Genomic DNA, 12,711 nt, shown 5'->3' on the forward strand with positions numbered 1-12,711 from the left:
GCAGGCAGCGGTGCTCGTCTTGAGCGTTACGACCCTCAGCCGTGAACTGTCGCCTCGGGCGTCAGTCATTGCTGGCGACCGTGCCCCGCACGACGGCAACAAAGTCGTGCATGATTGCGCCCGCCATGCCCGACAGGCTGATCGCGTTCAGCCGGTCCAGTCGATCCAGGAAGTCGTGGATAATGTCGTTCGACACGCCGACGTCTCTCATCGCATCGACGATCGATGCCAGCATGTTCGCCAGAGCCATCACGGTGACGTGATTCTCGGCTCGTGCTTTTCTGTCCTTAGCCATGCCGAGGTATGTGCAGCATGACCGTCCCCCACATCCACGGGCACCGGCGGACGTTTTCCGCGTCAACCGCGGTCGACACGCAGAACGCGGTCATCACTTCGATCAAGACCGACGACGGCGCAACCTGGGGCGATATGGGACGCGTCCTGGGCAAGTCGGAGGACCGGGCAGCGGCCTACGCCAACACCGCCTCGCCGATCGACCTGCCGACGTTCCTGGCCGGTTGCCACGAATGGGGCGGCCGGTTCGCCGATCCGCTGCTAGCGCTGGTTGGTGGCCGCTGGGCTGACGCAGGCTCGGTCTGTGCAGGCGATGATCCAGCGTCCCTAACGCTGGCGTCACTCCTACCATGTATCATTCGCGCCGAGCTCGACGGCGTGACCACTGTCAATGAGGTTGCTCCGCACGAGGCGCTGATCCGCCGGGCACATTCCATCACCGGCCGGTGGCTCGAAATGATCGCAGCAGAGAAGGGCAAACAGCAGTGAGCCGTTCCATTGATCGCGCTGAGCGCGATGCTGCATTCCGCCAGGCGGTGGACGAAGCCAAGCAGCGCTACAACATCAGTGACGTTGTGGCCCGCACCCGCAAGGTCGTTCGCGCTGGCAAGAACGAGAAGCGCGCCCTTTGCGCCTTCCATAACGAACGCACGCCGTCGATGCAGCTGAACGATGCCAAGGGTACGTATCACTGCTTCGGCTGCAACGCGTCGGGGGACATCGTCAAATACGTCATGAAGACCGAGAACATCGGCTTCCTTGACGCGATGAAGTGGTTGGGAGCCGCGAGCTTGCCGGGGGTCGATCCGGCCCAGCGCGCAAAAGCGGCGGCCGAGGACGAAGGCGACCGGCAACGTGCTATCGATCGCGCGCAGTCAGTCTGGGATAAGGCGGTTCCTGCCTCGGGTACGCCCGCTGAAGTGTATTTGCGGAGCCGCGGCATCATCATGCCGCCGCCTCATACGGTTCGCTTCGCGAAGACGCCGGCTTGGTATGACGATGAAACGGGCCAGTGCGGTCCTGACCTGCCCGCCCTCGTCGGGGCGGTGGTCGACGGCGACGATCAGCTCATCGGCCTGCAGCGCATTTTCCTTGCCGACGGCGGGAAGCAGAAGGCCCGGATGGAGAAGCCCAAGCGCAGTCTGGGGCGGATCAAAGGCGGCGCACTTCGGATCAACTCGGATGCCTATAGTGTTGGCGACGAACTGATCGTGACAGAAGGACCTGAGGATGGCCTGAGCCTCGCGCAGGAACTCGGCGCCGAGGTCTGGGTAACGCTTGGGACGGCGATGATGCCGTACGTCGAATATCCGCGTCGCATCGTATCGATCGTGATCGCCGGCCAGAACGATGCAGCCGGTCGCGCCGCTGTGGAGAAGGTCGAGGAGGAGCTCATCGAGTACGGCTACTCGACGCGGATCATGTGGCCGGCCGAGGGCTTCAAGGACTGGAACGACCAGCTGCGGGGCATCCGGGCATGAGCGGCGCGTTCGAAGAGCAGTTCGCGACGGCCGAGACCGCCAGCCCGCTGTACAACGTGGAAGCGGAAATCGGCTTTCTCGGTGACCTGTTGGCCAACAACCGGCTGATAGACGAGGTGGCCGATCACTGCCGCCCGGCCGACTTCTCGGTTCCATTGTACGGCCGCATCTACGGCAAGATGATCGAGCAGTCGACGGCAGGCGCGGTCGACGTGGTGACGCTGGCTCCGCACTTCGCCGAGGATGGGGAATGGCCGCGCGCGTATTCGGTGCTTGCTGCCGCCAATCTCAATGCGGGCCCGAAGGCGCGGACGAAGGCGTACTTCGACCAGATCACCATGCTATCGAGCCGCCGACGGATGGTCGCAGGCCTGAAAGACGTCGTCGCCTCAGCACGCGACCTTGCGGTGACGCGCGAGGAACTGGTTGCGAACGCTGATGAAGCAGTTGCCGAGTTGGCGGAGCAGGTCGTTACCTCGCAGGGATCCGTTGGTCGGTATGCCGACGCGGTCATCAACAGCTTTGGCAAACCGATCATTGGCGTCCGTTGCGGGACCATCAACTCGCTCGACAACGCGATCGGCGTGTTGCGCCCGTCGAACCTAGTCGTCGTCGGCGGTCGTCCCGGCATGGGCAAGACCTCGCTGGTCACGTCTTACTCGATTGGCGCGGCCGGCCTGGGCCACGGGGTCCTGATTTTCTCGCTCGAGATGAGCGCCGACGAACTTACTCGGCGCATGCTCGCCGACATGACATTCTCGCCACGCGGCGGCGTACCGTACGAACATGTTCGCGACGGCACGGTTCGACCACATGAGATGGGTGCCGTGATCGCTGCCAAGGAGCGGTTCGACGAACTACCGATCGAGATCAACGAGACATCAGGCCTAACGCTAGCCAAGCTGATCCGGCAGGCGCGAAGCCACAAGCGCCGCCTCGCCGCCAAGGGCGAGAAACTCGAGCTGATCGTCGTCGATTACCTCCAACTGATGGCACACAGCCGCAAGGGCATGTCGCCGTACGAGCACGCGAGCGAGGTTAGCGTCGGGCTCAAGCAGTTCGCCAAGTCCGAGGGCCTCGTCGTGATGGCAGTGGCGCAGCTCAGCCGAGACGTTGAGAAGCGCCCGGACAAGCGGCCCATGCCCTCCGACCTGCGCGACAGCGGTCAGATCGAGCAGGACGCCGACGTAATCCTCTTTGTGTACCGCGAAGAGGAATATCTGACGAAACAGGAACCGGACGACCAGTTCGGCGCCAAATACGAGGCGTGGCGGACCGACATGGAAGCCGTGCGCAACAAGGTCGAGTTCCTTGTTCCCAAACGCCGCAGTGGCCCCTCGGGCAAGGCTCTCGGCTGGTTCTTCGGCGCGAACTCCGCTGTCCGCGGAAGCGATTTCTACAGTTCCAGGGAAGGTGCATAATGGCGCGTATTCGATCGATCCATCCCGGCCTGTGGACTGACGAGACATACGTCTCGCTGTCGCCATTCTCGCGGCTCATGTTCCTCGGCATCTGGAACGAATGCGACGACATGGGCTCGTTCGAGTGGTCGCCGATCAAGCTCAAGATGCGGCTACTGCCGGCCGACAGCGTCGATGCTGTCGCGCTGCTGGACGAGCTGGCCGAAGCAAACTGCATCTTGTCGTACGAGGCCGGTGGCAAGCGCTACGGCGCCGTCCGCAATTTCTGCCAGTACCAGCGCCCAAAGAAGCCGAACTCGACCCATCCGCAGACGGAAGCGGTTCGGAACTGGGTGAACATCGAGGCGCGTTCAACCCGCGACGGTGGGGAACTCGCCCCCCCTTCAACCAAGGGCAGTGGGGAACCAGCGGTCGGTAAAGGTAGGGCTACTGGGGAAGCGGTGGGGAACCAGTTACCCACCAGTGGGGAAAAGTTTCGCCAGAGGAAGGAGGGAGGAGATAGTTCAGTAGATAAATCTACTGACGCTGTCGCGTCGTCGAACGATCCGAAAAAAGCTTTGTTCGACGCTGGCGTCGCGCTGCTGGGCGAAGCTGGGCTGTCGATTAAGTCAGCTCGTGCCCTGATCGCCAAGTGGTTCAACGCTCACGGCGAAGAGGCAACGAACGCAGCGTTGCTCAGCGCTGCCGGTCGAGCGGAACCGGTGTCGTGGATCGAAGCCCGGTTGCGCAATAAGGTCGCAGGCCAGGACGAGGCTCGGGAAGCTAGTCGGTCAACCGCAGAACGCTACCGGCGGATGGCTATACCCGGCCCGCCGGCCGATCTGCGCCAGTTGGAGGAGCACGCGTGATCGCCGCGTGCCCCATGCCTTTGTTATTCTTCGGGGCCGCTCCGCGACGTGTCGAGGTCGATATCCTCGCCGGGATTGCCACCACCGTTGCTCGATCCGCTGCCGTGTACCTCTCCGGTTTTGTTGTCGATATAGGCACGCTTACCGGCTTCCGGCGGGATGTCGCGACCGTCGGCAGGTTCGTCGGCACCAGCGTTGTGAGCACCGTCGCGGTTTTGCAGGTGGCGCTCAGCTGCATGATCAGCACTGTCGTACTCGTCGCCCGAGTAGCCTTCACCCTTGCCAAATCCATCCTTGGTTCGATCAGCGTCGCTCGATTTCAGACTGACATTGTCGATGGGCTCGGGGGCGTTCTTGTCGGTCATAGTGATCTCCTAGGTTGGCTGATCGACAACGCGCGAGTCACTCGAAAGCACACGGTCCACATCTACAGCCCTGAGACATTGAGATTTAACGCGGAGTGGACGGCATGAGCAGGAAGAAGCCAAACAAGACGAAGGCCCGCGGCGGTACAAAGCTGAAGCCGGTCAAGGCGGCGGCCGACACGATCGAGCGTCCCACGCCGGAGCAGGGGCGCCGGGTAGAGTTCGAGCGTCGCTCGATCCGCTCGGAAATGGGCCAGACGATCGGTGTAGCCTACCGTCGTCGGCCGCTGTTCGAGACGATGGCGGACAAGGGCGGCACGATCGCACCGAACGAGCTCGAAGCGCTTCGGTATTACCGCACGTCGTTTGATCGGGCGGAGCGCAGCGCGACGAAGAGCTGCCTGAACTTTGGCGTCGGCGGCCGTTCCGCGTTCAGCGACATCGCCAACGTCTCGGCGTCTATGATCGACGCCAAGCGCCGTATCGCCATCTGTGAGAGCGTGCTCGGTCCATATCTCTACACCATGCGCGCCGTCGTCCTTGAGGACCGCAGCTTCAGCGATATCGCCATTGAGCGGTTCGGCGGCCGTGACCAGGACTGGATCGTCGACGGGCAGAGCCGGACTAAGATCGTCCCGCGGTCCGGCCGCCATCGTGAGATCGTTCGGCAGGAGTTCCTCGGCGGCATGCGGCGGTTGCAGCTTCGGCTTGCCCGGGCGACCAACATGCTGAGCGTACTCGAGCTGTGGATCGAGCCGGAGGACGGAACCGCGCGGATCATGGTCGGCCACGCGGCGCCGCAGTGCCGCTATCGCCTGTGGGGGAGCTCAGATACGGTCGCTGACGTTCGTGACCGTATTCAACGGACCCATGGGGCGGAGATGGCATTTTTGACGGCAGAGGCTGCTCGTGCGGCGCTTGATGCGGCGAACGACGATCCCGATGGCCGCCGCTCGCGCCTTGTGCAGTTGGACGCTGAGGAACTCGCCGCCTAAACGTATCCGCGGGAGCGTTTGCGCTCCCGCTGGCATTAAGCAGCCCGACGATCGTTCCGGTCGCTATCCAAGCTGGCGTACATACCCCTCACGATCTCAGGGCGATCCGCCCGCCTGGTCCTCACGTCGTAGCCCTCCGACGCCCTAAGCGTTCGTTTGGAAATGTTGAGCCAGGCGTTGTACGAACTGTGGCGGATCGGCTTGACTGTATAGCCCGCCGCATAAGCGGCGGCGATCATCATGCCGTTCGACACATAGTTGCCGAGTTCCTTGAACATACCAAAGTGCCGCGACAACCCTTCGGCGCGGTGCTTTATGCGGTAGCTGCTGCTTTCGCGATTGAGCGTCTTGTTCATCGTCTGCTGCGACAGAAACAGCGTGGCGAGTTCAAATTGGTCGGCCGACCATCCGTCATGGTACGCCTCATCGCGACGTTCCTGAAACGCAGCCCGCCGTTCGGCTACCGGCAAAGCGAGTTCCCGGGCATCGCCTTGCCAGATTGAGTCGAATCCTCGAAGCGTCAGTTCCGGCTGTGCGTCGAGGACGGGATGCATCATGCCGCGCACGATCGCCCGTGACAGGTGGCGACTGGGTTCACCCCGGTCATCGACCGACGGCACACCAAGCCGAGCGCAGTAGACCAGATTGTCGACGCTTGCGGAGACCGGTCCCGCGGCAAGGCTTTTCAGTAGCCCTGCATATGTTCGGTAACCCAGTCCTGCGGCTAGTGCTTCAGTTCGCTGGCAGGATTTTGCCTGCGAATGCGCATTGCGTAAACCGGCTTTCACAATGGGGAGCGTGTCTTGGGAAATAGACAGAGTCATGGCGTAACCTCATCGGTTCGACCGCTGGACGCCATTTAATCAGCAGCCGACATGATGAAGGTTCGGCCTGACGAATCGCAATGTGGCGTTTAACTTGGCGACAGGTTCGGGGCCACGTTCCGCCCTGAGAGTTGCGGTATCGGGTCTGCCTGTCAAGCCTATCTAGGCGTCTCATGCCGTCGGCGCCCAGGTACATCGAACCGACCCGGCCAGCAGTTATCCACAGGGTTGTGTGACTGAGGTTGGGTTTGCGTTGTGATCACAACTTGGCTATGTGGGTAAGCAAGGAGTTCGTCATGGACGCGGAATGGCTTGATCGAGCAAGGCAATTGCGAGCGGAAGCGTGGGAGGCTGTTCAGGTTACTGCCGCATTCATCGCCTTCAAGAAATTCGATGATCTCGTCGTCGATATGGGGGGCACAACCGCGCTCGGCGAAATCGATGTTGCTGCTACCTGGAAAGCTACGACGCAGCGCGCAGTGGAGGCCGCGGCGCGGCGATTGTCTGACACCAAGAAGCCGAGCCAAGCTGACGCGGCGGAGATGGCGCTGCGTCAGAAACGCGAGCCAATACCAATAGGGTTGCTTCTCGCGTCCGCAATCGAACTCGGAGCCGCTATTGGTGGTACTGACCCCTTAGCGAACTTCCGATCGGCGCTATCGAAGGACGACAGGTTCTATTCCTTACGCCGGAATAATATGCATTTTTGGTGGCTGAAAGGTGAGCAACTTCCAGCGCCTTGGCTGCCTGATGGCGTCGCGGAATTTGATGAATTGCTCGCCGCCCCACAGCAGGAAAGCCATGGTGACGACGTGACTTAAGCAAGGACGAGAGCATATCGGAGCGACTTCGCTCTCAAAGAAAAACCCCGGTCGCCTAGGGCGCCGGGGCTGTCATGCTGAGAACAGCCTGACGTTGTACGGAGCGATCTAAGGTGCCGGAATCAGCAAGTCAACCCCCGCCAGATGCTCCGCGCGCGCCGGCTCCATTGCGAGCTGCAATCTATATCGACGGGTTCAATCTGTACTACCCCATTCATGAGTCTGGTATGCATCAGCTCAAATGGACGAACCTGTGGAAGCTTGGCGAGCTCATTTGCGAGCCGCACAACGCAACGCTGGTAAAAGCGGTTTTCTGCACTGCCTTGCCGAAGCACTACCCAGACAAGCATGGTCGACACGTCACCTTTAACGCTGCTCAACGCGCGAATGGGGTAACCGTGATCCTAGGACATCATCTGTATGATGGTGAGCGGTGGAACGAAAAACAGACGGACATCAACGTCGCATTGTCCCTGATCGTTGATGGGCTTGAAGACGTTTATGACGTTGCGATCCTGGTGAGCGCAGATTCCGATCAAGCCGCAACAGCTAAGATGTTCGCCGAAAAGCTGAAGGGTAAGAAGCTCCTTGCCGTCTCTCCCCCCGAGCGCCCGGTATCGGACAAGGTGAAGCCCTACGTCTGGAAGTCGTTTACGCTGGGCTTGCCTCTGCTGGAGCGCTGCGTGATGAACGCGCCCGTGATGGGCAAAACCGGATTGATCAATCGCCCAAAGGAATATGATCCGCCAGCTGATTGGGTCCATCCCGATGACCGGGCGAAGGGTAAGCCTGGAAAGCCACCGAAGGTGTGGAGCAAGGCGTACAAGGCGGAGAAATAATGCGTTAAAACTGCGCTGCAGATGCGAGAGTCATGCCTCGTCACGCGATCGCTGCGTTGCAATTCGCTAATAGGCTACCGCAATAGCGAATTACTCCTCTCGGGATTTACGCCACTCGGTCCAGCTAGCGACGTGATCGACGGGCTCCGTCGCGTGAATCATCATCCGGACGATCTCGTTGAACCATAGCCGTAGGCGCTTCGGTTTTGCATTTTCGGAAAGCAGCGCTTCGTCTCGCCAGCTATTCAGCGCTGAGTGGAGGACCTTCTCCGCCATGTCGGACGCGGCGCGTAATTGGAGCCTTGCCCGCTCATCCCATGGCGCGGCGGCACCATGAACAAATTTGGAGCGAAGGTCGTAGAGCCGCCTGAACTCGGCTTCGATTGTTATCCGCGATTCAGTCGATCCAATTTCGTAAGTTAGGGCGGCAACTCGATGAGCCAAAACGCTGGTAATGCCTTCTCGCTCACCCGTCAGAAGCAGGTGTTCGATTGCCGTGATGAATTTGATCAGCCGCGTCGCAGGACTTCGCTCGCGAACCGCCTCACCGTACCACTGCAGCGACCCAAGATACCGACTGCTGAGTGGTCTATACACTCCCGGCAAGCCCGCCTCGATCGCCGTTCCGAGCAGCCCTATGCCTAGCTTCATTCCTGGATCATCGAGCTCGGACGACCAGCCTACAGCGAAGCTCTCGCCGCCCCGGTAAGACGTGGTCACCGTTACGTCCGGCGCCCCGCTGGGATCCAGTTTCAGTTCTGCACTGCGGGCCCAGCCCCAAGCATCGCCGCCGATCGCCATCGATTGAGAAGCATGTGCCCCGAGGAAGAGCTGAAGGCCACTCAACGCTGAGGTTGTGATTGACTGAGCGTATTCGCCGGCCAGTTTCGGGTCGCATTCCTCGACGGTTACCTGAGCCACCCACTGATATTTCCGATAGTAACTGATCGCCTGAGCGAGCATGCGCCGATCCCGGCTTTCCCAACCCGGCACGTCGCTCACGTGGCGACGAACGGTATCGCGAACCAGCGATCGAGCTGCTGACCTATTCAGAAACGTCACAGGTCCGATCGTGATTACCTGCGGCTCTTTGCTATCCACGATATGGCAGGGCAGCAGATGTGTGCGAGTTTTTAACACCGCACGTATGTCAACATCCGTAAGCTGATAGGCGTGTTGCAATAGCTTCTGTGAGATTGCCTGACGCTCGCGAATGACTAGACGGACGAGCAAAGGGCCGAGCGACTGTCTCGCTGTCGTGATTGCTACCCGACCGCTGAGCCCAGCATAAGCGATGGCGGACACTGATAACTGCTCAAGCTTGACCATTGCTTCCCGGCCGATAGGCACCATGCCTAAGACGGCGTCGTCGATGTCTTGGAACAGATCTTCCTGAAGCCGGGTCCGATCACCGGATAGCAAAGCTTTCCGACGTATCAGTGCCGCTTCCATAATAAACCGGACCTTATCGAGGTCACCCTGCCAATTCGTTTTCGCCATCCTTGGCATCTTGCGCGGGGGCAGCGCATGTGGCAATGACGTCATCGTCAGTAATTGCGTCCGCCAAGACGCTCTATGGCCCGCCCATCCCGGCGGGCTTTGTTGTATCTGGCCGCACCGCAATTGCGGCTCACCGCTGGTCGCGATCGGAGAGCTGATGTCTAACCGTTATCCTCTATCGCCTGCCATCGCATCCTTGATCGATGCTGTCGCCGCGATGCAGCGAGGGGACACGGTCACGGCGAAGGCCAAGCTCGATCAGGCTGAGCGCGCGTTAATTCGGCTTACCGAGCGCAATAAAGCGACATGAAGGAGCACAGTTGGCGCAGCGATAGGCGCAAGACTGCCGAGCGCGGGTACGGTGGAAGGTGGCAACGCGAGCGCGTTGCCTTCCTTGCGCTGAACCCAGTGTGTGAACGCTGCGAGAAGGAAGGCCGAGTCGTCACCGCGACCGTCGTCAACCACCGCACACCGCACCGCGGGAACGAGGTGTTGTTCTGGGACCGCAAGAACTGGGAGGCGGCATGCAAGCCGCACCATGACGGCGAGATCCAGCGCGAGGAACGATCGGGCGTCGCGCGTGGTGTCGACGCAGGCGGTCGCCCGACCGATCCCTCGCATCCGTGGAACAGGGCGCTTAGGTGATCGGCCGGCTTGGCTCAACTCCCGTGTCGATCGCCTTAATCATGCGCATCAGCATTTCGCTTCCGTTCTCTATCGCGCCGGACGAGTAAGGGAGATCGGCAAACAACTTCGCTGATTGGGCGATACAGTTGATTGCCTCCTCCTTCGTCAACAATTGCTTCTCCGCCAGAGTGGCGAGCAGGCGGGTCATCATGTCCGCAAGCGGGTTGATCATGATGTCAGCCATTTGAGCGGCCATACTCTCAATATCTTCGTGCTGAACCAAAGCGCATCTCCCTCCTGGGGAGCATGACGTAGCCGGTCGTCGCTGCCTACCCCCTGTCGTAAGTTCTGAGGGCCTCGCGTCCCTGACCGGAGGCGATCCTCCGTGCGCAGCGAGAGCAAATTTTGAGGGGGGAGGGTTTCGGCTCCGCTTCCCAAGGAGGCCAAGTGGCCGAAGTCATCGAATTGCCGGGCGGCGAGGGCGTTCCGCCCGAGCCGAACTGGCGGACAATCTTCGGTCGAGCAGCCGATCGCGAGGCCGCCTCGGGCTACTGGAAGAGCATCGTCAGCGAGGTTCGCAGCGCCGAGAAATTGGCCGTCGCAAACTCGCACTCGATCGTCCGCCTCGTCGTCGCCTACGTCACCTTCGACCTCTCCGCAAAAGAGGTGCTGAAGCTGGGGCCGGTCATCAAGGCGAAGCGCACCGGCGTCCCGACGTTCAACCCATGGTGGACGACGATGTCTAACGCTGCGAGCCAAGCGCAGGCTCTTGAGAAAGAGCTTTGCATCTCGCCGCGCGAGCGCGCCGCGGGTGGCAAGATCGAGAAGAAGGTTCGTCGCAGGACGGGCGCTGATGCGTACCTAAAACCGCGTGGCTAATCGGTTCCTAAGCGATCCCGATCCTACAACGGCCTGGGCGAAAGCCGCGGTCGAAGGGAAGCTCTTCACCTCAGGCGAGCTCGTCCGCCACGCTGCCGAGCGCCACCTTCGCGACATTCGCGACGGCGAGCGCCGCGGCATCTACTGGCGGCCGGAAGAGGCCGCGCACTTTCTGAACTTCCTCCCCTCGGTCTTTCAGGTGACGGACGGCCCCGCGGCCGGTCAACCGTTCTACCCGCTCGAGTGGCATACCTTCGTCGGCGGCAGCCTGTTCGGCTGGCGCAATGCTCAGAACCGTTGGCGCTTTCGCTCGGGCTGGTTGGAGACCGGCAAGGGGCAAGCCAAGTCGCCGCTGATGGGCGCGATCGGCGTCTACATCATGGGATGGTGCGACATCGCTCGACCGCAGTGCTACGCGATCGGCGAGGACAAGGCGACGGCGAACGTCCTCTTCCGGGATGCTGTTGCCATGTGCCGCGCGACCATCCCGGATCATGACGAGGGCGACAGCCTCGAGACTCGCGGCGAGGTCGTCATCCGTGGCGAACTGCAAAACGCCTGGAAGATCGAGCACCCGGACAGCGGCGGCTTCTTCCAGCCGATCGCGAGCGGCGATGCCCAGTCGGGGCCGCGCCCTTCCTATGTCGCCGGCGACGAGATCCACGAGTTCAGCAACGATTATTCTATCGAGACATGGAAGCGCGCGATCGATAAGGTCGCAGGCAACGCCCTCATGTTGCTGGGGACGAACACGCCAGCGACGAACCAGCACGTCGGCACGTCCTACTCGAGCATGTATCAGCTCATCGCGAAGGGCGAGGCGCGCGACGATAGCGCGTTCTCGTTCATTGCGCGCGTCGACAAGGCCGATCGCGAGAACGTCCTTGAGGACGAGAAGTGCTGGCAGAAATCGTTGCCGGCGCTGGGCGAGACCTTCCCGATCGAGAACATTCGAGAGACGGTCGCTTCCGCGTTGCTGCGACCGTCGACCAAGTCGAGCGTGAAGCGCCTCTACTTCGGCATCGATACCGCGTCGGCGGATTTTTGGATCAGCGAAGAGAAGTGGTCGGCGGTTCAGGGTGCGGTCGACGCGACCAAGATGCGCAAGCGGCGCTGTTGGCTCGCGCTGGACCTTTCCAAAAAGAACGATCTCACCGCGCTAAGCGCTGCTTGGGAAGCGACCGTCGACGAACTTCTCGCCGTGAAGTCGTGGTATTGGACGACGCAGGACGGCCTTCGCGATCGTGCCGAGGCGGACAAAGCGCCTTACGTTGAATGGGTCGAAGACGGCTATCTGGTCGCCACACCTGGCGCGACGATCGACTATACGTTCGTCGCGATGCAGGTCGCTAACCTCGTCGCCGAGCAGATGGTCGAAGAGCTGCTCGTCGACGTGGCGTTCATCGCCGACTTCATTGCCGCCTGCGAGTCCGTTGGGCTTTCGGTTTGGCGTTACGAGGGGCCGGGGAAGCCCGAAGGGCGCGGCCTCAAGATCGTCGCGCATGCCCAGGGCAAGAAGGTCATGTTCGAAGATCGGCAGCTTTGCATGCCGCACTCGATCACCCGCACCGAGGATCGCATTCTCGAAGAGCGGGTCATCATCGACGCCTCGCCGGTCACCTACAGTTGCGCCGCGAACGCAGCGATCGACGCCGACGGGCAGGGAAACCGAGCTTTCGACAAGACCCGCTCACGCGGTCGTATCGATGGAATGGTCACTACCGCGATGGCGATCGGCGGTGCGACCGCGCACGAAAAGCCGAAGAAGAAGTCGGTCTACGCGAGCCGCGGCATCCGTCGAGTTTAAGGAGGGCGAT

The 12,711-nt window shown here is 61.2% G+C and carries 16 protein-coding genes; 11 read left to right on the top strand and 5 right to left on the bottom strand.

Annotation, left to right across the window (positions count from 1 at the left end):
• Nucleotides 1-61 precede the first annotated feature (61 nt).
• Nucleotides 62-295: a hypothetical protein gene (locus J4O76_RS17480; protein WP_426283137.1), complete on the bottom strand. Its 234-nt coding sequence runs from the start codon at nt 293-295 to the stop codon at nt 62-64.
• 17 nt (nt 296-312) lie between these two features.
• Between J4O76_RS17480 and J4O76_RS17485 the strand changes: the two genes are divergently transcribed.
• The 4 genes from J4O76_RS17485 to J4O76_RS17500 are packed head-to-tail and all read left to right on the top strand — an operon-like array spanning nt 313 to nt 4,044.
• Entirely contained in the window at nt 313-783 is a 471-nt protein-coding gene (locus J4O76_RS17485; RefSeq protein WP_426283139.1) for a hypothetical protein, read from the top strand.
• The gene (locus J4O76_RS17490) at nt 780-1,775 is read left to right on the top strand and encodes a DUF7146 domain-containing protein (RefSeq protein WP_426283141.1); all 996 of its coding nucleotides are present in this window, start codon (nt 780-782) and stop codon (nt 1,773-1,775) included. The genes J4O76_RS17485 and J4O76_RS17490 overlap by 4 nt, the downstream gene beginning before the upstream one ends.
• Nucleotides 1,772-3,196, top strand: a complete 1,425-nt coding sequence (locus tag J4O76_RS17495) for a replicative DNA helicase (RefSeq protein ID WP_426283143.1) — start codon at nt 1,772-1,774, stop codon at nt 3,194-3,196. The genes J4O76_RS17490 and J4O76_RS17495 overlap by 4 nt, the downstream gene beginning before the upstream one ends.
• On the top strand, nt 3,196-4,044 hold the full coding sequence (locus J4O76_RS17500) for a hypothetical protein (RefSeq protein ID WP_426283145.1): 849 nt from the start codon (nt 3,196-3,198) through the stop codon (nt 4,042-4,044). Before J4O76_RS17495 ends, J4O76_RS17500 begins: the two co-directional genes overlap by 1 nt.
• 23 nt (nt 4,045-4,067) lie before the next feature.
• Here the strand turns inward: J4O76_RS17500 and J4O76_RS17505 are convergent, their stop codons facing one another.
• The gene (locus J4O76_RS17505; protein ID WP_426283148.1) at nt 4,068-4,409 is read right to left on the bottom strand and encodes a hypothetical protein; all 342 of its coding nucleotides are present in this window, start codon (nt 4,407-4,409) and stop codon (nt 4,068-4,070) included.
• A gap of 104 nt (nt 4,410-4,513) precedes the next feature.
• Between J4O76_RS17505 and J4O76_RS17510 the strand changes: the two genes are divergently transcribed.
• Nucleotides 4,514-5,404 (top strand): hypothetical protein, encoded by an 891-nt coding sequence (locus tag J4O76_RS17510; RefSeq protein ID WP_426283150.1) that lies wholly within the window; start codon nt 4,514-4,516, stop codon nt 5,402-5,404.
• A gap of 35 nt (nt 5,405-5,439) precedes the next feature.
• Here J4O76_RS17510 and J4O76_RS17515 read toward each other — a convergent pair whose 3' ends face one another.
• Nucleotides 5,440-6,228: a hypothetical protein gene (locus J4O76_RS17515; protein ID WP_426283152.1), complete on the bottom strand. Its 789-nt coding sequence runs from the start codon at nt 6,226-6,228 to the stop codon at nt 5,440-5,442.
• Between the two features lie 296 nt (nt 6,229-6,524).
• Here J4O76_RS17515 and J4O76_RS17520 point away from each other — a divergent pair, with 296 nt between their 5' ends.
• Nucleotides 6,525-7,049, top strand: a complete 525-nt coding sequence (locus J4O76_RS17520) for a hypothetical protein (protein WP_426283153.1) — start codon at nt 6,525-6,527, stop codon at nt 7,047-7,049.
• A 113-nt stretch (nt 7,050-7,162) separates the two neighbouring features.
• A complete protein-coding gene (locus J4O76_RS17525; RefSeq protein ID WP_426283155.1) occupies nt 7,163-7,888 on the top strand; it encodes an NYN domain-containing protein in 726 nt (241 codons plus the stop codon).
• 90 nt (nt 7,889-7,978) lie between these two features.
• On the opposite strand, the gene J4O76_RS17530 is transcribed toward J4O76_RS17525, so the two are convergent.
• Nucleotides 7,979-9,388, bottom strand: coding sequence for a hypothetical protein (locus J4O76_RS17530; RefSeq protein ID WP_426283157.1), 1,410 nt, complete (start codon nt 9,386-9,388; stop codon nt 7,979-7,981).
• 157 nt (nt 9,389-9,545) lie between these two features.
• Between J4O76_RS17530 and J4O76_RS17535 the strand changes: the two genes are divergently transcribed.
• Together J4O76_RS17535 and J4O76_RS17540 are read left to right on the top strand one after the other, a co-directional pair.
• Nucleotides 9,546-9,698: a hypothetical protein gene (locus J4O76_RS17535; protein WP_426283159.1), complete on the top strand. Its 153-nt coding sequence runs from the start codon at nt 9,546-9,548 to the stop codon at nt 9,696-9,698.
• Nucleotides 9,695-10,033: an HNH endonuclease signature motif containing protein gene (locus J4O76_RS17540; RefSeq protein ID WP_426283161.1), complete on the top strand. Its 339-nt coding sequence runs from the start codon at nt 9,695-9,697 to the stop codon at nt 10,031-10,033. The genes J4O76_RS17535 and J4O76_RS17540 overlap by 4 nt, the downstream gene beginning before the upstream one ends.
• Here J4O76_RS17540 and J4O76_RS17545 read toward each other — a convergent pair.
• Entirely contained in the window at nt 10,026-10,259 is a 234-nt protein-coding gene (locus J4O76_RS17545; protein ID WP_426283162.1) for a hypothetical protein, read from the bottom strand. The two genes, J4O76_RS17540 and J4O76_RS17545, sit on opposite strands and share 8 nt — an antisense overlap.
• Nucleotides 10,260-10,462: 203 nt before the next feature.
• Here J4O76_RS17545 and J4O76_RS17550 point away from each other — a divergent pair, with 203 nt between their 5' ends.
• The gene (locus tag J4O76_RS17550) at nt 10,463-10,894 is read left to right on the top strand and encodes a P27 family phage terminase small subunit (RefSeq protein ID WP_426283164.1); all 432 of its coding nucleotides are present in this window, start codon (nt 10,463-10,465) and stop codon (nt 10,892-10,894) included.
• Nucleotides 10,887-12,701 (top strand): terminase large subunit, encoded by a 1,815-nt coding sequence (locus J4O76_RS17555; RefSeq protein WP_426283166.1) that lies wholly within the window; start codon nt 10,887-10,889, stop codon nt 12,699-12,701. Before J4O76_RS17550 ends, J4O76_RS17555 begins: the two co-directional genes overlap by 8 nt.
• Nucleotides 12,702-12,711: the final 10 nt, after the last annotated feature.

It is taken from the genome of Sphingomonas sp. NFX23 (assembly GCF_049887795.1).
Taxonomy (GTDB): domain Bacteria; phylum Pseudomonadota; class Alphaproteobacteria; order Sphingomonadales; family Sphingomonadaceae; genus Sphingomonas.